Annotated in this window: 19 protein-coding genes and 6 tRNA genes; 20 read left to right on the top strand and 5 right to left on the bottom strand. The window is 33.4% G+C overall.

Annotated features, from left to right (window positions below; translation table 11 throughout):
- Positions 1–154: 154 nt before the first annotated feature.
- The 20 genes from JC605_RS12295 to JC605_RS12200 all read left to right on the top strand — a co-directional run bounded on the left by JC605_RS12295 (position 155) and on the right by JC605_RS12200 (position 18,048).
- Positions 155–952, top strand: a complete 798-nt coding sequence (locus tag JC605_RS12295) for a TatD family hydrolase (RefSeq protein ID WP_198856469.1) — start codon at positions 155–157, stop codon at positions 950–952.
- 59 nt (positions 953–1,011) lie between these two features.
- The gene (locus tag JC605_RS12290; RefSeq protein WP_198856468.1) at positions 1,012–1,728 is read left to right on the top strand and encodes a DUF434 domain-containing protein; all 717 of its coding nucleotides are present in this window, start codon (positions 1,012–1,014) and stop codon (positions 1,726–1,728) included.
- A 1-nt stretch (position 1,729) separates the two neighbouring features.
- A complete protein-coding gene (locus JC605_RS12285; protein ID WP_233074094.1) occupies positions 1,730–2,416 on the top strand; it encodes a hypothetical protein in 687 nt (228 codons plus the stop codon).
- Positions 2,417–2,419: 3 nt separating this feature from the next.
- Positions 2,420–3,790: an SDR family NAD(P)-dependent oxidoreductase gene (locus tag JC605_RS12280; protein WP_198856467.1), complete on the top strand. Its 1,371-nt coding sequence runs from the start codon at positions 2,420–2,422 to the stop codon at positions 3,788–3,790.
- A gap of 5 nt (positions 3,791–3,795) precedes the next feature.
- Positions 3,796–3,866 (top strand) — tRNA-Trp (locus JC605_RS12275).
- Position 3,867: 1 nt separating this feature from the next.
- Positions 3,868–3,941: transfer RNA gene (locus JC605_RS12270), tRNA-Ser, on the top strand.
- 76 nt (positions 3,942–4,017) lie between these two features.
- A tRNA-Gly gene (locus JC605_RS12265) sits at positions 4,018–4,089 on the top strand.
- 328 nt (positions 4,090–4,417) lie between these two features.
- Positions 4,418–4,699, top strand: a complete 282-nt coding sequence (locus JC605_RS12260) for a hypothetical protein (RefSeq protein WP_198856466.1) — start codon at positions 4,418–4,420, stop codon at positions 4,697–4,699.
- A gap of 417 nt (positions 4,700–5,116) precedes the next feature.
- Entirely contained in the window at positions 5,117–5,551 is a 435-nt protein-coding gene (locus tag JC605_RS12255; protein WP_198856465.1) for a hypothetical protein, read from the top strand.
- Positions 5,552–5,711: 160 nt separating this feature from the next.
- Positions 5,712–10,778, top strand: coding sequence for a DUF4132 domain-containing protein (locus JC605_RS12250; protein WP_198856464.1), 5,067 nt, complete (start codon positions 5,712–5,714; stop codon positions 10,776–10,778).
- An 826-nt stretch (positions 10,779–11,604) separates the two neighbouring features.
- Positions 11,605–11,678 (top strand) — tRNA-Arg (locus JC605_RS12245).
- Between the two features lie 20 nt (positions 11,679–11,698).
- Positions 11,699–11,771: transfer RNA gene (locus JC605_RS12240), tRNA-Asp, on the top strand.
- A gap of 57 nt (positions 11,772–11,828) precedes the next feature.
- Positions 11,829–11,900: transfer RNA gene (locus tag JC605_RS12235), tRNA-Pro, on the top strand.
- A 209-nt stretch (positions 11,901–12,109) separates the two neighbouring features.
- Positions 12,110–12,682, top strand: coding sequence for a hypothetical protein (locus JC605_RS12230; protein ID WP_198856463.1), 573 nt, complete (start codon positions 12,110–12,112; stop codon positions 12,680–12,682).
- 144 nt (positions 12,683–12,826) lie between these two features.
- Positions 12,827–13,375 (top strand): 3'-5' exonuclease, encoded by a 549-nt coding sequence (locus JC605_RS12225; protein ID WP_198856462.1) that lies wholly within the window; start codon positions 12,827–12,829, stop codon positions 13,373–13,375.
- Between the two features lie 12 nt (positions 13,376–13,387).
- Complete coding sequence (locus tag JC605_RS12220; RefSeq protein ID WP_198856461.1) at positions 13,388–14,170, top strand: hypothetical protein; 783 nt, start codon at positions 13,388–13,390, stop codon at positions 14,168–14,170.
- A 747-nt stretch (positions 14,171–14,917) separates the two neighbouring features.
- On the top strand, positions 14,918–16,015 hold the full coding sequence (locus JC605_RS12215; RefSeq protein ID WP_198856460.1) for a slipin family protein: 1,098 nt from the start codon (positions 14,918–14,920) through the stop codon (positions 16,013–16,015).
- A 323-nt stretch (positions 16,016–16,338) separates the two neighbouring features.
- Complete coding sequence (locus tag JC605_RS12210; RefSeq protein ID WP_198856459.1) at positions 16,339–16,842, top strand: hypothetical protein; 504 nt, start codon at positions 16,339–16,341, stop codon at positions 16,840–16,842.
- A gap of 73 nt (positions 16,843–16,915) precedes the next feature.
- Positions 16,916–17,482, top strand: a complete 567-nt coding sequence (locus JC605_RS12205) for a metallophosphoesterase (RefSeq protein WP_198856458.1) — start codon at positions 16,916–16,918, stop codon at positions 17,480–17,482.
- A 20-nt stretch (positions 17,483–17,502) separates the two neighbouring features.
- The gene (locus tag JC605_RS12200; protein WP_198856457.1) at positions 17,503–18,048 is read left to right on the top strand and encodes a 3'-5' exonuclease; all 546 of its coding nucleotides are present in this window, start codon (positions 17,503–17,505) and stop codon (positions 18,046–18,048) included.
- Positions 18,049–18,157: 109 nt separating this feature from the next.
- On the opposite strand, the gene JC605_RS12195 is transcribed toward JC605_RS12200, so the two are convergent.
- The 5 genes from JC605_RS12195 to JC605_RS12175 form a co-directional block, all read right to left on the bottom strand.
- On the bottom strand, positions 18,158–19,072 hold the full coding sequence (locus tag JC605_RS12195; protein ID WP_198856456.1) for a phytanoyl-CoA dioxygenase family protein: 915 nt from the start codon (positions 19,070–19,072) through the stop codon (positions 18,158–18,160).
- A gap of 137 nt (positions 19,073–19,209) precedes the next feature.
- The gene (locus JC605_RS12190; RefSeq protein ID WP_198856455.1) at positions 19,210–20,064 is read right to left on the bottom strand and encodes a hypothetical protein; all 855 of its coding nucleotides are present in this window, start codon (positions 20,062–20,064) and stop codon (positions 19,210–19,212) included.
- Positions 20,065–20,185: 121 nt separating this feature from the next.
- A complete protein-coding gene (locus JC605_RS12185; RefSeq protein ID WP_198856454.1) occupies positions 20,186–21,964 on the bottom strand; it encodes a long-chain fatty acid--CoA ligase in 1,779 nt (592 codons plus the stop codon).
- Between the two features lie 176 nt (positions 21,965–22,140).
- On the bottom strand, positions 22,141–22,572 hold the full coding sequence (locus tag JC605_RS12180) for a hypothetical protein (RefSeq protein WP_198856453.1): 432 nt from the start codon (positions 22,570–22,572) through the stop codon (positions 22,141–22,143).
- Between the two features lie 144 nt (positions 22,573–22,716).
- Positions 22,717–25,125 carry a TonB-dependent receptor domain-containing protein gene (locus tag JC605_RS12175; RefSeq protein ID WP_198856452.1) on the bottom strand — a complete coding sequence of 803 codons (2,409 nt, stop codon included), beginning with the start codon at positions 25,123–25,125 and terminating at the stop codon, positions 22,717–22,719.
- Positions 25,126–25,174 lie beyond the last annotated feature (49 nt).

The following is a 25,174-nucleotide window of genomic DNA, read 5'->3' as shown; positions in this document are numbered from 1 at the left end:
AACGTGAGTCCAATCTTTGTAGAGTTTCTCGCGAAGATTTCTCCTTCGTCGAAATGACAAATATTACGTTTAAAAAATAAAAAATAATTAAAGGTTCAGAGAGGAAAAAACCTTAGCACCTTAGCCTCTCAGAACCTTAGCAACTTTAAAAAAAATGAATTATATAGATATCGGAATTAATTTGACCAACAAACAATTCCAAAACGACATAGACGATGTCGTACAAGACGCGCTCGATGCCGATGTATCACAAATGATACTCACAGGCACCAGCGTACGAAATAGCGAAGAATCTGCAAAGATTGCGAGGCAATATCCGGGCGTGTTGTACGCTACGGCGGGAATACATCCGCATGATGCGAAGAGTTTTGATGTGCAGAGTATTTCGAAACTTAGGAAATTATTAGAACTGAAACACGTAGTCTCTGTTGGCGAATGCGGACTTGATTTTGATCGTGACTTTTCGCCCCGAAACAAACAGGAAGAATGTTATAAAGCCCAATTAGAATTGGCGATTGAAGTACAGAAACCTTTGTTTTTGCACGAAAGAAGCGCTTTTAATTCGTTTATAAATATTACCAAAAACTATTTACCACAATTGCCAAAAGCCGTTGTGCATTGTTTTACGGGAACGTTGCAGGAAGCAAAAACCTATCTCGATAACGGATTTTATCTGGGTTTTACGGGAGCGATTTCAGATGCCAAGCGTTTTAGCCATTTAAAAGAAGTCATTCAGTACGTACCGCTCGACCGAATGATGATTGAAACCGATGCGCCGTTTATGCTTCCTAAAAATGTCCCGAACAGCCTCTTGAAGAAATACCACGAACGCCGTTGCGAACCTGCTTTTCTGCCGTATGTTGCCGGAACAATTGCACAGTTTAAAGGGATTACTTTAGCTAAAGTAGCAGAGGAAACGACGAGGAATTCTAAAAGCTTTTTTGGAATTTAAAGTTCACTGATTTTCAAAATGACATATTAATTGTAGGTTAATTTTTATATTTTTGTAAAATGACTAGTCTTAAAAACAGAGGAAAAGAAGCAAGCGACGATGATTTATTCGGAACAGAGAAAATACAGTTTAAACTAAAAGAAGCTGTAACAGATTTGTCTTATTTCCTGAGCAGAGGTTATGGCGAAAAAGCAACGTTAGCTTTAGTCGGAAACCGATATCGTTTAAATTCAAGACAACAGCAAGCAGTTCGCGGAATGAGTGCTTCTCAAAGTCAAATTGAAGATCGAAAATCTAAAGAAATTCAAAGTCAGAATTTAGAAGGAAAAGAAATTGCTATAGATGGTTTTAACGCTTTGATTTTATTAGAAAGTATTTTATCAAACGCTTATGTTTTTAGAGGACAAGATGGATTCATTCGTGATTTGTCAAGTGTACACGGAACTTATAAAAGAGTGAAACAGACATCACAGGCAATAGAAATAATTGCTGACTTCTACAAAAAAGAAAAGATAAAAACAATTTATTGGTTTTTTGATAAACCTGTTTCAAATAGCGGAAGATTGAAAAAGATGATTGAAGAAATAGCTTTAGAAAATCAATATGATTGGCAAGTGGAATTGGTTTATAATCCCGATAAAGTAATTGCAGAAAGCAATTGGATTGCTGTGACTTCTGATGCTTGGATTTTGGATAATGCGTCGGCTAATTTTAATCTCATGAAATATGTTTTGTCACAAATGAATGTAAATGAAAATATAATCTGTTTTGGATAAAATGAAATCTAATATTCTTTTTAATGAAATAAAAGCTATGATTCCAGACCTAAATGAAGCATGGAAAGAAAAATATGCTTTGTTTTTAATAGATGAGAATCTCGAGCTATTTTCAGAAAACTTGATCTTTTTTCATAGTCAGAAAACTGAAATTTTGAGACTTCCTTATTTCAAAGATGAAATAATAATTTCTTTGGATGATTCGATATTTTATTTTAAAGACATTTTAGAAAATTTTAAAAACGATGCAGAAGGATTAAGGGAGAGTTTGATTCAGAGATTTGAAGAAACTCCATTTGAAAACTTACTACTTATTTTAGGACAGCGTTTAACTTCGGCAAGTCAGCGTGATGAAAATGGAATTCCACCAGCAAAAGAAATTCTTTTGGAAAGTTGTTTTCAATCTTATAACAAAGATATTTCGATTGCATCTAGAGCTTGGGAGAAACATGTTGGCAGAAAAAAAGACAGTATTTTTGGAGAAATAAAAGGAAATACAATCCAGAAAAAAGAAAAAGTAGAAAAGCTTATTCATTACATTATAAATCATAAAACATGGTGGAATATTTTTTATCATTATAAACACGGTTTGGTTTACGAAATAAGAGTTGAAAACGGACAAGGTTTAAGATGGTCTGCTAATGGAAAAAAGTTTATAGGATTTTTAGAAGACTTTTTAGAAGAATAGTAAATGGAAACAGAAAAGAAATATATTTTTAGTAAAGAAGAATGGCAGACTTGTATTAAAGTTTTACAAGCACTGAAAGACGATCCGTTTGAAAATCCTGATAATGATTTGTTTGGAGGTTTGATTACAAAGATTCATAAAAATGCCAAAAAGAATCTGCGTAGTGTGAGTTATTTTTCTAAAAAGCAAGAAGATCTTCATGTTAGTCTGAGTTCAACAATAGTTTCAAAAGCATTAAATGGGGAAACTCTGTTTGCTGAAAAAGAAAATCCCGATGAACAACAGTTTACCGAATTAAATATGCCTAAAAATTGTTATGCCTGTAATCGTTCTTATAAATTAGCCCATAGTTTTTACACAAGACTTTGTCCAGAATGTGCAGAAGAAAATTATGAAAAACGGTTCCAAAATATTGATTTAAAAGGTCGAAATGTAATTCTTACAGGTGGACGCGTAAAAGTAGGTTTTGCTACTGCTTTGAAACTTTTACGAAATAATGCCAATGTTGTCCTTACAACTCGTTTCCCTGCACTTGCTTTAGAACAGTTTATGCAAGAGAATGATTTTGAGAATTGGAAAGACAATTTGATAATTTATGGCTTGGATTTGCGGAATTTGAATGCTATAAATGAGTTTATATCGTTTTATAAATCCAAATTTGAAAGCTTAGATATTTTAGTTAATAATGCTGCACAAACCATTAAATATACAGATGAATATTATCAGCCTTTAATTCGAAAAGAAGAAAATCTGTTAGACGAATTTAAATCTGATATAAAATTGATAGCCAATAAAACTCCTGTTGCGGCAGAAATAAAAGCATTGGAATATGGTTTTGAAGAAAAGACAGAAATAGCACTTTCACGTTTTGGACAGCCAATTGATAATCGTGAAAAAACAAGCTGGAATTCGACTTTAGAAGAAATTAGCATGTACGAATTGGTTGAGGTTAATCTTATCAATCAGATTGCGCCTTACTTCTTGATTAAAGAACTAAAGCCATTGTTTTTTAATTCTGAATTTAATGAACGATTTATTGTCAATGTGACATCGTCTGAAGGGATTTTTAGTTATACTAATAAAACGATTTTTCATCCGCATACCAATATGACAAAAGCGGCTCTAAATATGATGACACTGACTTCGGCTAAAGAATTTGCAGAAGATTCGATTTATATGACGAGTGTAGATGTGGGATGGATTTCGACTGGTGCAAAAGAAAGCCTTAGAAAAAAACAGTTTGAAGAAGGATATATACCTCCACTAGATTCTGTAGATGGAGCAAGTAGAATTTTTGATCCAATATTTCAAGGAATCAACGGAAAAAGTATCTTTGGCGTTCTGCTAAAAAATTATAAAGTTACCAACTGGTAAAAGTTAGGATAGTAGTTTAATTGGAAAAATATTCCCGCCAAAGGAAAAGTTTTGGGTTCGAGTCCCAACTATCCGCTAGGGTGTTAGCTCAATTGGAAGAGCGACAGTTTGCTAAACTGGAGGATGCAGGTTCGAGTCCAGGCACACCCTTTTTTCTCAATAATAAACCGAAAAAATATATGGGCTAAAAGTCCAAGGCTTATGTCTTATTTCAGCATGGCCAAAAGAGGTGTTAGTTCAATTGGAAGAACGCTTGCCCACCACGCAAGAGGTTACGGGTTCGAGTCCCGTACACCTAACAAATTCAAATCAATTTGAATTCAAAAGTTTGATTGAAGTTAGTGAACAGTTATACCGCTAATAATAATTTCTATCTTTGTTTTCAACCTTGTTCATTATAATTTTAAAAACAAATAAAAAAGTAAGTTATTTCTTTCTTTTTTAAATAAAAACATATCTTTGTAAAGTCAAAATACTATACAAGGAGAAATCCGAAACTTAAATTTTAAGTTAACATAACGAGCCCTCATTCACGTTGCTGGAGCTAGTGATAGCCCTAATTCCACTCCTTGTAGTGTTTTGACACAACCGAAGATGAGGGCTTCGTGCGTTTAAATATTTTCGAAAATGTCAAAAGAAAATCAAAAACCAACACATCGTGATGTAGTGCCATCCGTAATTAATTTCCTTTCAGACGAATTGTTTGAGGGAGATTACAAAGAACAGCCCCTGTATTTGCAGGAAATCTTCGAGCTCTTAATGCATACAGAGTTTGGCGACGATATCAATTTAAGGCAAAAAATACTGAGCTGTTTAAGAACCAGCCGTAATCTGGCAGAAACGTTATCGCCATTTTCAGAGAAACAGATTTATAAGGCTTGTAGTAGCAATCGTAAATTATCTCAATAAAACTCAAATCCCGACAATGTCTATTTGTCGGGATATTTTTTTAGTATTGGTTTGTAATTTTATAAAAGAGATTATAGACGATAGTTTCCATAATCTTGTCATTTCGACCGAAGGGAGAAATCTTCGCGAGTAACTCCGCAACGTATAGTGCCAATCTTTGTAGAGCTACTCGCGAAGATTTCTCCTCCGTCGAAATGACAAACTCGACGAAAAAAACTTTGAAAATAGCTAAAATATGTGCATTTAAATTAGTGAAACGCCTTTAAATATAAGGAAAGACCATGTTTCTATGTGTTTAAAATAATTATGCTCAAGAGTTTATTTTTAATATTTTTTTTAACATTAAAAAGACATTATTTTAAGCAAAAATCGCTTTAAAAATCTTACATTACGGCTTCAAAATAAAAGCCCGTAAAGATGAATATAAGCATCTCAGTTAAACAATTAGGAAAAAAACATCCGCTCCTTCAGGAAAAAAGTATCGCTCTCGATATAGAAAATCCTGTCATTAGTACACAAAAACTCATAGAATCGATTGTTGATCATCAGGCACAATTGTTCCGTTCTTCATCCTTTGAGTTTGAAGACGAAGACAAAATCCATCTTCCAAAAGAAAATTATTTACCCATTCTTACCGATACCGGAAAAGTTGGTTTTGGCGCGCTGTACAATCACAATCAAGTAGATTTGACCAAAGCGCAAGAAAATGCCATTGTAGCTTTCGAAGATGGTTTGTACGCTGTTTTCTACGGAGACGATCAGTTAGAAACGCTAACCGAACAAGTCGATTTATCTCAAAATAAAAACCTCACTTTTATCAGGCTTACGTTCTTGGCGGGAAGCTATTGGTAATTTATAATTGTTAATGGTGAATTGTTAATGGTGAATTGTTAATGGTGAATTGTTAATGGTGAATTGTAAAATCTGGAATGGAAGAACTTTTACGATTTCCATCTAGCCTTTCACTTCTCAATAAAAATCTAAAATCTGCAATCTAAAATCTAAAATAATCATGACGATAGAAGATCTTTTAAAAAGTAAAGTAATTGAAAATCCAATTAAGAGATTTAAAAAAGAATTGGAAGAAATTGTAAACAGTAATCTGCTTTCTAAATTACTTTCTGGAAAAAAACTGAAAAAAGAAGCGGCGGAGTTTGGTCTGGAACTCTTGAAACTTCAGGACAATTATTACAGCAATTATATTTCTCTTGGTTCTAAAGAAGCCGAAAAGTTTGCCACTTTGGTAAAAGAGAATATCTGGGAAGATAAAAACTATTACGACTTGCTGCTTTACTTTTTTGGTGAAGAAAAAGCCGCATACGTAAAAGAAGCTTGGAACAGATTGCCTCAAAAAATGTATCAGAACGGGTATACGCGAAGAGCTTTTAGAGCACCAAATCATAAAAGTTATCTGTTGGTCAATCAGATCAATTTTCTGCGTTCTTTGTTAAACGGACCTTACAAATACAATTATCAGGACAGCAGTACTTTTTATTATGATTTGAGTATTGAAGATGAAATTCGTCACGATACCGAGATTTCAAATTCTATCAATAAATTTATGGTGTGGTCTTCGGCACTGGATGCTGGCAAAGAAGGACTTTTTCAATTGTTTGAAGACATTATTTTTAATAAAGATACACACGGAAAAGTTTCGAGAAATATCATCAAAGCTCTTTTAAATAGCGAAAAACAACAGCATTGGGAGTTGGTAGAAAAACTGCTTTTGGCGGCTCAGCGTCAGGAAGGTTTGCGCCAGACGATTCTGGAGGCTTTAGACGAAACGAGTATCGGCGCTTTGCAATACATGATCAAAGTGCTTATTGATAATAAACTGACTCGTTTTTCATCGGTTGTAAGAGCCATCGATACGTGGACAGGTTTGGGTTGGGATTCTGAAAAAGAAACTACGGTTCGAAATATTATCGAGTTGGCTTCAGGTTATTTTACCAAACCAGAAACGATTCCGACTGGCGTAAAAAGCAAAAATAATAATGAAGTCTATATGGCGCTTTGGGTTCAAGGTGTTTTGGATGTCGAGAAAACGGTTCCGTACCTGCACGAATTATTAGAAAAAGGTTCGGTCGAAAAGAAATCGCTGGCATTAAAATTTGCTGGAGAAACCAACGATCCTTATATCGAAATGCCTCTTTATTTTAAAGCGTTAGAAGATGAAAATCTGCAGATTTTAGCCTTTGCAGTTCCGAGAATGAATGCTTTGTTGGAAGCCAATACAAAATCGAAATTCTATATCGAAAATGCAGATTATCCGAACTTTTTTGATAAAGTTTACAATCTTGCACAAAGTATTACTGAAAAAGAAAAAACTTTTGAAGGGAAAGTGTTTTCGTGGTTAAATGTAAAGTTTGAAAGAGATACGCTTTATGCCGCGGCGATTAATTTGGTTGGCGATAACAACGAAAGATTAGAAGCGGTTTTACAACATTTTGAAGGCTTCTCGATCAACTTAAGGGAGAAACTGACGAGAAATTTATTGGGAAGTTTTTACAGCTATTCTTACTATAACAATCAAAACAATCAAACCAAAACAGAACCAACTGAATTTCAAAGAAATTTTGCCCTACGAATTTTAAAAGACAGAGGAGAATCTCTTGTGGCTTCGGCGGTTAATGTTTTAAAAGATTTGAGTTTAACAGAAGATGAATTAGCTATTTTTCAGGAATTATTTAAACGTAAAAATTCTAACTTAAAGAAAAATCTAACGTCGATTCTGATTAAACAAGATGATCAAAAAGTAATCAATTTTGTAGATCAGACCGTAGAAAAAGGAGATTTAGAACAACGTATGTCTATGCTAGACGTTATGCTTCAGCTTCAGAAAAACAATAAACTGACGGATAAGGTTAACGATTGGGTAAAAGACTATCTTCAAAGACCAAAAATTACCGAGAAAGAAACCAAATTTATTGAGCAGTTAGAACCTTCAAAAAAACAAGATCTTTTAAGCGCAGAAAACGGTTACGGATTTTTTACGCCAAACGAAATTTCTACTTATGAACTTCCTAAGGTAGGAGCAGATTCTTTGTATGCAAAAGCGGTAAAAGAACATCAGTACGGTTTCTCCAAATCGATGTCGCATATTAAAGACGAAATAGCGAAGCTTTATAAATTGTTTGAAGAAAACAGAAATTACGAATACGAAATTGAAAACTACGATAATAGCAAATCGACGGTTTTATTGGGGAATTCTTTTAGACCATTAAAAAATCTAAAAGACGAAAAGAATTCCGAATTGGCAGCAACCAATTATCCGTTGTATGGAGTTTGGGAAGAATGGTTTAAAAATTCAGGTTTAGTAGAACGAGATTTGTTTTTACTGACATTTGTAAGCAATTGTGACCGTAAAATTTGGCGTGATTTCCTCGAAAAACATGTTTTTTATTATAAAGAATTACTGCCTCATCCAAACAAAAGAGGTTACGATTGGGACAATGCGATTCTGAATATTTTGAATGCGCTGCAAGTAAAATATGCTTTTGAAGAAAAAACAGATTTCTTAATTGACGCTTGTGCCATTTTGTATGCAGATCTTCCAGAATCTGTAAAAGAGTTTGAATATGTGCCTGGTAAAAATGAATATTATTACAATAACAATAAGGGAAACGGCTGGCAAAATCAGAACTTTTTTGATGTTTATCTAAACAGAATTGACTTAGGAAACGTAACTGCAGAACAAGAAATTAAGATATGGAATCTGTACAGATGGAGACAGTTAAATGGACTGGAAAAAAATATTTCGTACTGCAAACCTTTTGTTCAGTTATATAGCGCTGCATTTGAACAAAAGTTAATTACCGAAGGTGAATTGTATGAAGGTATTTTGGATCCAGAAAGAATTTCATTTTTAACAGGCGGAAATAGAAATTACAGAAATCAAGGAAGCGAAGACTTATTGGTTAGATTTCCATTCTTAGTTTCGATGATAGATAAAATTCGTGAAACATTTTTGGATGTTGAGGTTAAAAGAGGCGATTCTAATACTGCGGTAACACATTTAGTTCAGAGTTTCCAGAAGATTTTTGGAGCCAACCGCTTAGTCGAATTGATTACTGCGCTTGGAAAAGCAAGTTTGTACAAAGGGTATATTTATTCATGGAGTTACACCGATTTAACGAAACAGAAATTATTTAGTTTCTTATTGAAAAGATGTTATCCGTTAGAAACTGATACGCAGGAAAGTTTTAATGCTTTAATTAAAAAAGCTAAAATCTCTGAAGAAAGACTGATTCAGACAGCTATTTATGCGCCTCAATGGCAAAAGTTTATCAGCACTTATTTGGATTGGAATGGTCTGGATGAAGGAATTTGGTGGTTTCATGCGCATACCAAAACAGCGTCTTATAGCGCGACAAATTCAGAATTAGAAAGTGAGGCGGCGAGATTTTCGACTTTAGATTTGCAAGATTTTAAAGATGGTGCTGTAGATAAAGATTGGTTTACATCGGCCTACAAGAAATTAGGAAAAGCCAAATGGGAACTTTTATACGAATCTGCCAAATATGTAACAGACGGAAACGGTCACAGACGTGCTAGATTATACGCTGATACGATTACAGGAGATTTAAAAATTAGAGAAGTTACTGCCAAAGTAAAAGACAAACGAGATCAAGATTATTTAAGAGTTTATGGATTGGTTCCGTTAAGTAAAACAAGTCCAGAAAAAGATATTTTGGCGCGTTACGAATATTTACAGCAGTTTAAAAAAGAAAGCAAAGAGTTTGGCTCGATGAAACAAGCGAGTGAAGCTTTGGCGATTCGTGTGGCTTTAGAAAACTTAGCTAGAAATGCAGGTTATCCAGATCCAGTTCGTTTGACTTGGGCAATGGAAACCAAACAAGTTCAAAATATATTATCAAAAGAAACCGAAGTGGTTTTAGACGATGTTACAATTAGTTTGATTATCAATAATGAAGGAAAAGCTGATTTGGTTACCTATAAAGCAGGAAAAGAATTAAAATCGATTCCGCCGAAATACAAAAAAGATAAAGGCATTTTGGAATTGACCAATTACCGAAAAACCATGCGTGAGCAATGGACTCGTTCGAGAAAAGGTTTGGAAGAAAGTATGATTCGCGGCGACGAGTTTTTATTCGCAGAAATGCAAAACCTTTTCGAACATCCAATTATTTCAAAGCATCTAGAAAAATTAGTTTTTATTTCTAATGACAATCAGATTGGTTTTTATGTCGATGGAAGTTTAGTTACCGGTTTAGGAGAAATGATTTCGTTAAACGGAAAGCAGACTTTTAGAATTGCACACTGTTTCGATTTGCATAAAAATAATGTTTGGGTCGATTACCAGAAATATTGTTTTGATAATAAATTGCAGCAGCCTTTTAAACAGATTTTTAGAGAATTGTATGTTCCAACGCCAGATGAATTGAAAGAGAAATCGGTTTCAAGACGTTATGCAGGGCATCAAGTTCAACCGAATCAAACTTTGGCTTTATTGAAAACAAGAGGCTGGAAAGTAGATTACGAAGAAGGATTACAGAAAGTTTTCCATAAAGAAGGCTATCAGGTAAAAATGTACGCGATGGCAGATTGGTTTTCGCCTGCAGATGTTGAGAGTCCGACTTTAGAAACTATCGAATTCCATTCTTTAAAAGATTATAAAAACATTGCTTTTGAAGATATCAATCCGAGGATTTTCTCAGAAGTAATGCGCGATATTGATTTGGTGGTAAGCGTTGCCCACGTTGGTGGCGTTGATCCAGAAGCGAGCCATTCTTCTATCGAGATGAGAGCAGTATTGTTAAGAGAAACATTGCGTTTATTCAAAATCAAGAATGTTGAAATTACTGGAAACCATGCCATCATCAAAGGACAATTGGCAGAGTTTAGCGTTCATTTAGGAAGTGCGGTTGTACATCAGATGCCAGGTAAATATTTATCGATATTGCCAATTCATTCGCAACACAGAGGACGTTTATTCCTTCCATTTGCAGATGATGATCCTAAATCGGCTGAGGTTATGTCTAAAGTTTTATTGTTTGCGAAAGATAATGAAATTCAGGATCCGACTATTTTAAGTCAGATTGATAAGACGTATGCTTAATAGTTAAGTTTTGGAAATAATAATTTTAACATTTTTATTGTAAAATGTTAAATTAAGAAATAAAATATTACATTTGTTCCCATAATTTAAAAACAGAAAAATACAGATGAGACTTTCAATTGCAAAATATTTTGACCACTTAGCAGGATCACTTCCGGCTAAAGTATCAGGATGCAATATGTATTTTTATGAAATTGAAATGTAAAATTTAGAGTCAAACTCATCATAAAATAAAAAAGCGTCCTCAAAGTAGGGCGCTTTTTTTGTTTTAAAGCAACTTTGACTTCGTTTAAAAAGCACTTTGACTTCGCTCAGTGTGACAAAAAAGATGTTTAGAATGATAGAAAAACAAACCATAATTAAAAAAAACTAAAAAAATAATTGACCAAAATGTTTAATGATTAATCAAAATAGAGAAATATAGTATTGGAAAGTAATCTGATGAGTAACAGTCATTTGATACAAAATAGAGATCTGCATCAGTTTGCGGACAGGAATTTCTTTGTTTTAATTTAAGATGTAACTAATTGATAATCAGAAAAATAATCTTAAAAAATATTTGGAAATATGATTTTTTCGACTTTATCTTTGCCAAACAAAATTGAAACACAGCGTTTCAAATAATAACAAGAATTTTAAAATATAATACAGCATATAAAAATGGCTTTACAAAATAAAATATCATACGGATTACCACTAAACGCAAGATTCGATCTTGGACGTTTCGCAATGCAGGTGCATCAATATAGGCAATAGGATAGTTATATCACGTTGAATTTTGTAAAGCACCTTTGATCAGGTGCTTTTTTTATGCCCAAAAATAAATGATTTTGTAGCTCAGTTGGATAGAGCGTCTGCCTTCTAAGCAGATGGTCGAAGGTTCGAATCCTTCCAAAATCACTTGTTCTCTAGAAGGAACTGGCTCATTGGGGTTACTGGCTAACCTTCCCGACTGTCTCTCGGGAGAAACGGGTTCGACTCCCGTATGAGCCGCTTTTTTAAAGTTTCTAAGTTGCTGAGACACTAAGATTCTAAGGTACTTAAATAGACCTGGGAAGATAACGGAGGTTGTTTACCCGCTTTGGATGCGGGAGGTCGCAGGTTCGAATCCTGCTTCCCAGACAAATGAAATGGTTTTTAAAGTTGCTAAGATTCGGATTTAAAAGTTAAAAAAACTTAGTCCCTTAGCATCTCAGCAACTTAGAAACTTAAAAAAAATGCAGGAATGGTGAAATGGTAAACACGGCTGATTTAGGATCAGTTTCCTGAGAGTTCGCCCCGATAGCTATCGGGACTCTTCCTGTACAAAATGAAAAATTAAAAAATATACGATGAAAAAGATAAGCACATTATTCGCCAAAGATCCTAATGATTTAGGAAGGGTAGTAGATAAAATTAATATTGAAAACAAATGGGTTTTTGATGGAGAAGCCATTGCAACTAGAAAATTTGATGGTACATCGGCAGCGATTATAGGCGGTGAAATATTTAAAAGGTTTGATGCTAAAAAAGGAAGAGCAATCCCGATGGGTGCAATTCCTTGTCAGGAAGCTGATCCAAAATCAGGTCATCATCCACACTGGTTAAAATGCGACCGTTCAAAATCGGAGGACAAACATTTTTTTGAAGGTTTTGATGGATTAGAAAGTAAAGTTGACGGAACCTACGAATTATGTGGACCAAAAGTTCAAGGTAACTCTGAAAATTTTGAGAAACATACATTGGTAAAACACGGAAGTGAAATACTTGATTTTGTAAGTCTTGATTTTAAGGATTTAGAAGTATTCTTATCAGAGAATGACATTGAAGGGATTGTTTTCCATCACATTTCAGATGAAAGAATGTGCAAATTAAGGAAATCAGATTTTGGTATTAAACGAATGAAAGTGGTGCTTAATGAATAGTAATAGTAATAGTAAAGAGTTATTAGAGATTAGCAGTCCGTCAGTTCGGGTATTTTTATGAGATGCGAACAGCAATTTCAAAAAAAAGAAAGTATCGGGAAATTGTGTGTTTATTTAAAAATAATAATTAAGAATTTAGAAATCATGGTGTTATATGATAAAATTATAGTGATTGATATTGAAGCAACTTGCTGGGAATCTAAGGAGGAAACACTCTTAAATCAGAGAGAAATTATCGAGATAGGAGTATGCAAGTTAATATTATCGTCTGGAAAAATTGAAGATAAACAAAGTTTTTATATCAAACCAGAAGTTTCTCAAGTTTCTTCTTTTTGTAGCCAATTAACTGGAATTACAAATGAAAAACTACAGATAGAAGGAACTTCTCTTGAGAAAGCATTGAAGAAAATTAATTCCAAGTATTCGGCAAAGTATAGAACATTTGCAGGTTATGGCGATTTTGATAAAGAAATATTAGAACAAGAATGTAAATCAAAAGCAATTGAAAACCCATTTAGAAATGACTATTTGAATATAAAGACACTTTTTAATTTAGTTTACCTTCAGGAGAAACCTAAAGGATTATTGAAAGAGCTAGAGTTGATAGGAGAATCTTTTGAAGGAGAGAATCATAATGGAGCGGATGATGCTTACAATGCAGCCAAATTGCTGCATAAAGTTTTAAAGAAATAATAAATTAAAAAAATGGAAACCTACAATAGAATAGCCTTAGTTGGCATAGAACAAGAAGAATATGATGTTATAAAAGCCAATTATTCAGGACACATTATTTGGCATCAGTCTATTCCTAAAATCGTAGTAAAAGATGGAGTGCTTTATATGGAAAAAACAAATGGAGTTGGAATGCTTCCGGTTGATAAAGTGGTTTATTACGGAATTTACGATAATGATTTCGATTTTATTACTGGTTTAGCAATTTGGCGAGGAGACTGTTATCCGAATGCGGCAGCAATGTTGGATTGCCGATTTAAGATTCCGTGTTTGGTAAAAGCATTATCTCTTTCAAAATTTAGTGCACCTCGTGGGTTTATAAGTGCAGGAGCTTCTGTAAATATTGCCAATGATACGGTTGCCAAATGGGGTAATTGGCATTGCGGCGAGAATAAACATCGTTTTACAGGAGAATGGGAAAGCCAATTTACGGCTACAATTGAACCTTATTATGAAGGAGAAGCCGTTCGTATCATGATGATTGGAGATGTTTATTGGCAGATTAAATTAGAAGGAGACGATTGGTTAAAATCTATTCATCCTGACAATGCAGGTTTTATGCCTGTTGATGAAGATTTGCTAGCAGATACAATTCATATAAAAGAAACTCTGCAAATGGATATGATTGGAAATGATTATATCGTTGCAAAAGATGGTTCTAAATATTTATTAGAAGTAAATCATATTCCGAACATAACTCGATTTGATGAAGTAAGAGAAGCTTATTTATCGACGGTTATAGAATGGATTAATTAAAAAAAATATCCTGCGCAAAATAATTGCGCAGGATCATTTGAATCTTTGTTTAAGAAGAAAAAACGTTCTTTAAAAAATGAAATGATATCAAAGGAAACTTTGATTAAAAATATCAAACAAGCCTTGTTGGGTGTTTCTGTATAGCACTATTGTAGCAGACTTTTCGCGAAAGCGTATTATGTTTTTCTATGCAGCTTGGTTTGGAGGTTTTGATGGTTTTCCAAAAAATTATCGCACAAGGGATCTGAGGGGTGTGGGTTCGAATCCCATTCACAGTAATGTGGTAGCTCAATTTGGATAGAGCATTGGATGTGTTATGCAGGTTCGAATCCTGCACCGAACGCGTTTCGGTTGGACGAATCCGGTAAGTCGACGGGTCTCAAAAACCTGTAACAGTAGAGACCATCACTCTTAAAAAGATGACCATTAGAAAAAACTGATTTGTCTTTGTCAGTGAAATTAGGATTTTACAATCTGATGTTCCACACTCTGATAAAGCCAGTGCAAATAGAAATGTGTTTTGAAAAGTTTGTTTTCTTTTTGATTTGATTGTTAAGAGAATTTGGGGATTCTTTCAATAAAATAGAATCAGAAATAATTCAGACAGACAAAGAACAAACTATTCGTCCGTTTTTCTTAGAGGAGAAAGGCAAAGAGGTTTTTTTATTTAGCAAGAAGAAAGAAGAAAGATAATAGAGGTTATAGATTTCAAAACTTGAAACATTAAACCTGAAACAAAATATAATTATGATAAAAAGAATTAAAATCGAGACTTACCAAGTGGGCTTGGTGTTCGAAAATAGAAAATTAGAAAAAGTCTTAGAAGAAGGATTACACTGGATTTTTGGAAATAAAAACATTATGATTTATGATCTAAATGGATCTTTTCAGGCTCCTTTTGAGTTGGATATTTTATTGCAAAATGAAGTGTTAGTATCTCTTTTGGAAGTTGTTGAGGTTGCCGATAACGAAATTGTATTACAATTCGTAAAAGGAAATTTCAAAGAAGTTTTAACGCCAGGAAAATATGCTTTTTGGAAAGGAGTTGTAAAAAATGAATTCATTAAAGCAGATTTGTCTAAGATTGAAATCACAGAAAATATTCCAGTAAACTTATTGGAAAATGTTAAGATGAGATACTTTACAAGAAAATTCATTGTGGCAAGCAACGACAAGGCTTTGTTATTTGTGAATGGAACTTTTGTGAAAGAATTGAAATCTGGAACACATTATTTCTGGAATAACGCCATTACAATCGAAGTAAAAACTGTCGATACAAGACAGCAGCAATTGGAGATTTCCGGCCAAGAATTGTTGACTAAAGATAAAGCAGGATTGAGAATTAACTTTTTTGTGAGATACCAAGTAGTTGATATCATGAAAGCTTTGACTGAAAATAAAGATTTTGAAAAACAATTGTATGTAGCAATGCAATTGGCTTTAAGAGCTTTTGTTGGAAGCTTGACTTTAGATGAATTGTTAACTAAAAAAGATGCTATTGCCGAAGCTATTTTAGAAGAAGCAAAAACTAAAATCGAAGATTTAGGTTTGAAAATTTCTGATGCTGGAATAAGAGATGTAATTCTTCCAGGAGATATGAAAGAAATCATGAATCAGGTTTTGGTTGCGGAGAAAAAAGCGCAAGCCAACAGCATTATGAGAAGAGAAGAAACTGCTGCAACAAGAAGTTTGCTTAACACAGCAAAGCTGATGGAAGAAAACGAAATGTTGTGGAAGTTGAAAGAGATGGAATACGTTGAAAAAATCGCAGATAAAATTGGTGAAATCACTATTTCTGGCGGCGGAAACGTAATTGGTCAATTAAAAGAAATCTTCGTAAAGTAAAAGAACCATTGGCAGTAAATGTTGATTGTTTAAGTTTAATAATAAAAATTTAAGGATGAATCAAGAAATAGGATTTGGGTCGGCCCATAAAGGTCAGACAGATACAGTGGAGTTTAGTGAATCTTCGTTTGCCTCGATTATAGAAGCAGATTTAGAATGCATTAGCCTATGGAATGAAAAGGTAAATTTTCGGGAAACCATATATATCATTTAGAGATATTTCTCTAGTAAAGCAAGCGTGCTTTTGAACTTTTGTGATATTGGATTTCCCAGAAAAGCCTTCAATTTCCTGAGATTCCCAAGAATTGCAAAAGAAAAATACCATGCAAAACAATACACTAGAAAAATATAAAAAAGCAATTAGAAATAAATACGAGACAGAAAAAGGCGGTCAATACTTTGATTATTTGTACAAGCCTTCTCGTGGTAAACTTCGTGATTTGTGCTGGCTTATTTTCGAGAATAACCCAACTCAAGATGATTTGAATGTTTTCAAGAATCTTCTGGGCTTAGATTTCGATCATACCAAAAAGAACAAGTTTAAGGAAAAGAAAGATAAATTCCGTCCTATCGAAACGTTCTTAAAAGGAGAAACAGATCCATCAAATATTGATGCTATAAACATGGCAGCTATTTTGCTTGATTTTGAGCCACGTCCATTCAAAAAGTTTTATGAAACTTCTAAAAAAGAAGAAACAAAACCAGTAAAAAAGCTTGAGAAAGCTAAAGCTGCTTTTGAAAAAAAGAACTCTGAAAAAAGAGAAAAGCCTGAAAAAAAGTCTAAGAAAAGAAGTTTCTTTTTAGATATTAAAAGCATGTTTTTCTGATAAAAACAGAGAAAATACAACAGAAACCATCAATATAAAATTGGTGGTTTCAAATTAAAAATTTAAAAAATTAATGAATCAAAAAATATTTTTTACGTCTGATCATCATTTTGGTCACACGAATATAATTAGGTTTAGTGAACGGCCTTTTGCCTCGATAGAAGAGATGGATCAGGAACTCATTAAACGTTGGAATGAAAAGGTGAGTCCGCGAGACATTGTCTATCACTTAGGAGATATTTCGCTGGCAAGACCAGAACGAACAAAAGAAATTTTAGACCAATTAAATGGTTCTATTTTTCTTGTAAAAGGCAATCACGATAAATCGGCATTGAGTTATGCAAAACGATTTGAATGGATTAAAGATTATTATGAATTAAGTGTTGAAGATGCAGATACACCAAACGGAAGGCAGAAAATAATCTTGTTTCACTACGCAATGAAAGTATGGAGAAGTTCTTTTAGAGGAACATGGCATTTATACGGTCACTCTCATGGTCATTTGTTTGATGATGAAACTTCTCGATCGTTTGATGTTGGTGTTGACTGCCACAATTATGAACCTCTTTCTTATGATGAGGTAAAAGCCATTATTTTAAAGAAAGATTGGAAAGCTCCTTTTGGAGACAGAGAATTGTAAAATTTTTAAAAATTAAAAAAATGAAAACTACAGATAAAATTATTATTATCGATTTAGAAGCCACATGTTGGCAAGGTGCTGTCCCGAGCGGACAGCAAAATGAAATTATTGAAATTGGTTTAGCTGTATTAGACACAGAAACAGGAGCAATTTCGAAGAATAAAGGAATATTAGTAAAGCCACAACGTTCAACCGTTAGTTTGTTTTGTACGGAATTAACCACCATCACTCAGGATTTACTTGATAAGAACGGAGTTAGTTTCGAAGATGCCATCAATGAGCTTATTGACGAGTATAATCCTGATTTGTATACTTGGGCAAGTTACGGTCAGTACGATTTAAATATGCTGAAAAAACAATGTAAATCGTTTGGTGTTTCGTATCCAATGGGAGAGGAGCATATCAATGTAAAAGAGCATTTTGCCGAAAAGTTTGGCTTGGTTAAACCAACAGGAATGAATGGTGCGCTTGCATTGCTTAATATTCCGTTAGAAGGAACACATCACCGCGGAATTGACGATGCCAAAAACATCGCAAAGATTTTGAATTGGTGCCTTAAAAATTAGAATTTAATTTGTTAATCGCAGTTATTAAAAAGGATAGCTGATAACTGCAGAAAACTGTAAATCGTTGTATTTGCAGTTTTTTGCATTTTCTACAATTGCTATAAATAAATTAAATCCATTCTCCTGTAGCATTGTAATCATCTGGAAGATAAGTAAGATATTGCACCATTCTTGGATTTTCTCCTTTGTTGGGTGTTGCGCAATGCGGCAGTGCATTATGCCAGATTATAAAATCACCGGAATCTCCTGTAATTGGTTTTGGCTGTAAAGTTTTTAAAGCTTTTTCTCTAGCATTTTCATTCGGTGCAAGTTGATCGAGCCATTCATTAATCTGGTTATGAAAACCAGGAACACAATGAAAAGCGCCATCATTTTCTCCGCATTCGGTTAAATACAGTAAACCTTGAAGGCTATAAGTAAGCGGTTTTTTTAAACTCATATCCCAGTGCAACGGACTTCCAAGAAAAGTGAAATGTTCTGTTTCCGGAGGATTAAAACTTACTTTATCAATAGTTTTGTAAATTTTATTGGTTGTGTAAAGCTGTTCGTAAGCTTTTTTTATTCTTGGCGAAAAACGGTTACGATTTAAAGTTTCGTGATCCGAAAAATTAAGCATCAATCCTTTTTGTTTTTCATGACGTTTGTACCAGCTTTCTTTTTGATTTGGATCCATTTCTAAATAATCCCAAATTGCGTTTTGTGTGGCTCGGCAATCTTCTTTAGAAATGGCATTTTTAACTACTATATAACCGTTCTCATTCCAAAATTGAAGATCTTCTTCAGACAATACATTTTCTATTAAATCCTCTATTTCTGAGGCAGCATTTCGTTTTCTGTTATTAATCCATGTCTTGAAAGTTTCAAAATCTGGTTTTTCAGAATATAAAAAGAATAAAGTATCTTCCATGGCAATACCTAATTGGTACAATGTTTTAATTTCGTTGTCCCAATTGGTAAGATCTGGATTCGTGTTTTCTGGATTTACAGCACGGTTCCATAATTGTTCGAGAATTGTCCAAGGCATACTTTTCAATTTTAGTTGAATGAAAACATAAAAATACGGGAATTATAATTTTGGGGTTAAAGTAAAAATACCCGTTTTTTTTGATACTAAAAAAGGCTATCCTATTGAGATAGCCTTTAGAACAAAATCTTTATCAATTAAACAGCAACTGTATTTTGAGTTGTTTTTGGTGCTTTTACAAATTTGATATAAATGAGAAGTTCAACAAACGGAATCAAAAGAAAAAACAGAAAAAAAATCAATTCGTGTTTTAGAATTCCATAAAAAATAAAGTTCTGTACCGATTGTAATTTTCGCCCCATTTCTGATTGTAAGGAGAGTTCAATCTTTTGAGGTTCAATCTGATCTAGTTTTGCCAAAGTAGCTTTAAAATCGACATAATTAATGTCTTTTACATTTTTCATGTCGGCTTTTTTGTCGACGGCCTTCATAAATCCGTAGACGCAAGCACTGTAAACATCCGATTCGTATTTTTCAAGCAAGTAAGAAGTCGAAGAATTTTTGAAGTTATCTAAAGTGCTTAAACCACTATTGTTTTGTTTGATATAAGATGCAAATGCTTTAGTAAACGTTTTACTGGCATCTTCTGAAGAATTTGAAAGCAATTGCAAAGCATGCAAAAAATCTTTTTTCTCTTTTTCAGATGAAAATGTGGTTCCAAAAGTGTTAGAATAAATCTTAGCGGCAATGTTCTTGTTTTCGCTGCGTAAAATAGAATGCGTTCCGTAGAACAAGCCAATCATTGTCATAAAATAGAGAATGACAATTAGGAAATACGGAATCCAGAGTTTGGCAAACCAGTTGTAATATTTTTTGTCGCGGTAAAAGAAATTTTTTCGATATAAAAATACATTGAAAAGAATGCCTAAAATAATCCCGAGAACAATAAATAAAACAATCCAGAGTATAAACCAACCGATGTTAGGCAGGATAAATTGTTTTGAAAACTCCCAAACTTGTGACCAATTTATATTGTCGATATATTCTTTCATTATTTTATTTTTAGTAGATTAAAAATAGTTAAAAAATATTCAGACAAAAAAATATTCAAAACTAAAAAAAGGCCATCTCATTGAGACGGCCTTTTCGCTTTGGTTATATTATTTTGATTTATTAATTGTTTCCGTAGATTTTAGCATAAAGGTCTTTGTAAATCTCTTTAATAATTTTTCGTTTCAATTTTAAGGTAGGAGTAAGTTGTCCGCCATCGATTGACCAAACATCTGGAGTTAGCTCAATGCGTTTCACTTGTTCCCAGTGACCAAATTTTTTGTTGATGTTTTCTACTTCTTCATCAATTCGTTTAATAACATCTGGATTTGAAGAAATTTCAGCATCTGTACTTCCTAAAGTAATTTTATGAATTTTAGCCCACTCTTTTACAAATTCAAAGTTGGGTTGAATAAAGGCTGCGGGCATTTTTTCACCTTCACCAATAACCATAATCTGCTCAATAAATCGAGATTGTTTCATGGCATTTTCAATCATTTGCGGAGCGATATATTTACCTCCAGAAGTTTTGAACATTTCTTTTTTACGATCTGTAATTTTCAAGAAACCTTCACTATCAATTTCTCCAATATCTCCTGTATGGAAATAACCATCGATAATTGCTTCGGCCGTTTTTTCAGGATCTTTATAATAACCTAACATTACGTTTGGTCCTTTTAATAAAATTTCTCCGTCTTCAGCAATTTTAACTTCAAGGTTACGAATTGGTTTTCCAACAGTTCCAATTTTAAAACCTCTGTTTCTTTGATCGTTAACTGCAATTACAGGTGATGTTTCAGATAAACCGTAACCTTCCATAACTGGAATTTCTGCAGCAGCAAAAACTCTCGTTAAACGTGGTTGCAAAGCGGCACTTCCAGAAACCATTAAATCTAGATTTCCTCCCAAACCTTCTTTCCATTTGCTAAAAATTAGTTTGCGAGCAATTTTTAATTGGAACTCATACCAGAATCCGTTAGCTCCGTATGGTTCGTATTTTAAGCCTAAATCAATAGCCCAGAAAAACAGTTTTTTCTTGATGCCAGTTAATTCGGCTCCTTTAGCATAAATTTTATCGTAAACTTTTTCTAAAAGTCTTGGTACAGCTGTAATGACAGTTGGACGAACTTCTTTTAAGTTGTCACTGATTTTATCGATCGATTCTCCAAAATAAACTGAAACACCATAATATTGATAGATGTACAAAATCATTCTTTCAAAAATATGGCAAATAGGCAAGAAGCTTAATGCAGTGCTTTTCCCTGGATCAAACGGAATTCTTGGCGCACTGTCCAAAACATTTGACACAATATTTTTGTGCGAAAGCATAACTCCTTTTGGTCTTCCTGTTGTTCCAGAAGTGTAGATAATAGTAGCTAAATCATCTGTTTTGATGCTGTCTTTTCTAGCTTCGACTTCGCTTTGATTGCTTTCGTCTTCACCAAGTGCAAGTAAATCTGTCCAGTGTTTGCAACCTGCAATTTCATTAAAGGAATACACCTCTTTTAAAGTTGGCACATTTGCTTTTATGGCATTTACTTTCTGTAATACTTCTTCATCAGAAACAAAACAGTAAATGCTACCGCTATGGTTTAAAATATATTCGTAATCTTCTTCTGCGATAGTTGGATAAATAGGAACATTTTGAGCACCAGTCTGCAAAATACCAATATCCATTATATTCCACTCCGTTCTGTTGTTCGAAGTAATTAATGCGATTTTATCATCTTTCTGAACGCCCATACGCAATAATGCTCTCGAAACAGCATTTGCTTTTGCAATATATTCTTGGCTAGATGTTTTTTCCCAGACTCCATTTTTTTTGGTTGCAAGAGCAACTGGAAGGTTGTAAGTTTCTTGTTGATAATAGGGAAAATCAAAAAGGCGTGTGATTGAAACCATGTTTAATATATTGAATTTTATTGCAAATTAAATAAAATTTGGGTATGATTTTCAGTTTTATAAAATTTAATGGGAAAATTTATAGAGACTATTAAAAATCAACGAAAACGTTTTCTTTTTCGCCGTGAAATTTCCAAAAAATCAAGAAAAATTTAATTTGAAGATGCTTTTGAAAGTTATTGCACGTTATAATCTTCGTAAGTTTTTACTCTTTCGCCCATTAAAAACATTTTCTTTTTGGCAAAATGAATAGAGAATTGAGAGTAATACCATTCTTCACTGTCATTTGGTCTGTACCAAAATGTATAAGTTGCACTGTTGAATCCTTCTTTAAAAACAGGAACACCTTCTTCTGTGCATTCTATTCCCCAGTTTATTTTTTGTTTGCTTAAATCTTCGGCCTGAATAAAACCTGTTCCGTCTGGATTTAAAACTGTAATAGGCTCTTTTTGGTTCAAAGGTGCAAAAGTTCCTGGAACTGGATAACCAATAGTTGTGGTAATGTAACGTTCTTTAGAATTATGGATGATCTGATCAACGTGTACTTGTGAATACGATTGAAAGGCAGTAAAAAATAGTGTGACCACTAATAAATGTAAAAATTTCATTCTATGTAGGATTAAGTGTTTTTCGGGCTTAAAAAATCTGTCGAGCTGATTTCTTTTGGCGAATATAATTCAATTTTTCAATAGAATAATAGCTTAAAAATACAAGAATGAAATTTTTCTTTTTTTATGATTCTATGTCAGTTTTTACTCCGTCGAAAACTGATTTTCTAGTAATTTTTCTTTGAAATCTGATCTAAAGGTATAAGCAAACGTTATCATTAAAGCTCTTGTATCAGATTTTGAAGTTCTATTGCTTTTAAATAATAAAGTATTGTTTTTATAACCGCTTTCTAATGTGTTAAACATATCGGTTACAACTAAGCCTAATCGTGCATTTCCTTTTCCTAATTTTTGCTGAAATCCCATATCAACATTGTAAATCGGGATTCTTTTTCCTTGTGGAGTTGCAACAGCAGAATTGTAGTTTCCTATAATTTGTAGTTTTCCATCTTTCCACGGCACAAAGTTATTGATCACTTTTCCGTACCAACTGAATGCACTATTGACAACATCTTCAGATTGTGGTAAATTGGTTGCACTAATGTTTTGCTGAAAAGCCGTTAAACTAATATTGGCATCATAAAAAGAGAATGGTTTTAGGCTAAAAATACCTTCAACTCCATACGTAACCATGTTTCCAATGTTCTGAGGCTGTAATAAAACAACTCCATTATCTTGCAATGTGGAATATTGTCTTATGGTATTGTTAGCATTTCTATAAAAGGCATTTCCAGAAAGCGAATATTTATCCCATTCTTTATTATAATTTAATTCTACAATATGAATAATTTCTGGTTTTAAATAAGGATTTCCACTATGAGGATTTAATGCATCGGTAATATCAACAAAAGGATTTAAATCATCTAGATCTGGGCGATTTATACGTTTACTATAACCAAATTTTAAAAATTCGTCAGATTGCAAATTCAATTGAACAGATGCCGAAGGGAAAAGTTTTAAATAATGATTAGAAAAATTATCACTTCCATTTTCTGTTTTTCCATTATTTGAAACTTGTTCAGCACGAAGTCCGACATTATATTTCCATTTCTGATTGTCTTTTGAACCAGAGTACGAATTTAAAAGTCCATAAAAGGCATTTATTTGTTCATTAAAATCAAAAATATTACTTGCAAGCGGATTAACTACATAATCGCCATTAATTAAATCAGCGGTTTGAAAATCAGAATTAAAAAATCTAAAAGTTCCTTTATAGCCTGTTTCAATGGTTGATTTTTCTGAAATTGGAAAAGCATGATTTACAATAGCATTCGAAATATTTTCTTTCCCATAATTATGTGTTTTTTGCCAAAATGTGTCACCAATCAGTATTCCATTTTCATCGTAATTATTGGTATCGATATTTGTGTTTTCTCTGCCAAAATTGAAAGAACTGGTAATGTTTGCATTTAAACTTTTTCTGTCATCAGAAAATTTTCGGTCATAATTTAACGAAAACTCTGCAGCTTTAGCTTTTTGAATTTCTGAAGAATGGCGTTGGTTAGCAGAGAAAAAGGCATCTGAATCGTTATAAACATTCGTTTTTAAAGTCTCTTCATTGTCTTTGTTCTCAAGATTTCCAAGTGCTTCAAAAGAGAAAGTGTTTCTTTCGTTTGGAGAAAAATCAAGATTGAATTTTAGATTTTGTAAACCTTCTGTACGCTGGTCACTTCGAGTCTGATGGATATAATGTTCGTCTTGAATAAAATAGTTCGTTCGGTCACCTTCAATACTTTTTGTTCTTCCTGCAAAACGATTGTCGTAAGCAAGGCCAACATTCCATTTGTCGTTTTTATAATTTAAAAGAGCAGAGCTGCTTAATCTTCCTTTTGCTCCAAAACCGCCACCAAGAACTGCAGCACCATTTATTCCGTTTAGATTATTCTTTTTAAGTTTGATATTGATAATGCCACTTTCTGCATTAGCATCGTATTTTGCAGTCGGACTTGTAATGATTTCGATGCTTTCAATACTGCTTGCAGGAATCTGATTCATATCAGTAATAGCAGAATTTTTCCCATTGATTAAAATCAAAGGCGTTTTTCCTCTTAACGAAATGGCATCATCAGCATCAACCGAAACTGTTGGAATATTTTTTAGCATATCAATTGCTGTTCCTCCTGATTGCGAAATATTTGAAACCGCATTAAAAACAAAACCTTCTGCAGTTTTTTGAATCTGTTTTTTCTGTGAGTTTACAACTACAGTATTAAGCTGATTTGCATCTTCTTGCAAAATGATAGTGCCGAGTGAAATAGCCGTGCCTGTATATTTTATCTTTTTAGTATTTATTTTAAAACCGATTAATTTAAATTGAAGCAGATATTCTCCAGAAGTTACATTTTCTAGAGCGAAATTGCCGGAAACATCTGTTGTGGTATAATTAGCAGTTTTTGTTGAATCGGCTGTACTTTTTAAAATAACATCAACAAATTCTATAGGGGTTTTTCCGTCGGTGATGGTTCCTTTTATTGCTGTTTTTTGAGCAAAAGAAAATTGGCTTAAAGTAAATAAGAGAATTGGGAGGTATAATTTGCGTATAATATTTTTCATGAAGCAAAGATATTTATCGCAGTAAATGAAGCTTTAAAAATAGCCTTAA

Source organism: Flavobacterium sp. IB48 (assembly GCF_016405855.1).
Lineage (GTDB): Bacteria > Bacteroidota > Bacteroidia > Flavobacteriales > Flavobacteriaceae > Flavobacterium > Flavobacterium ginsengisoli.
Note: the sequence above shows the minus strand (reverse complement) of the source record. Positions and strands in the feature narration are given on the sequence as shown.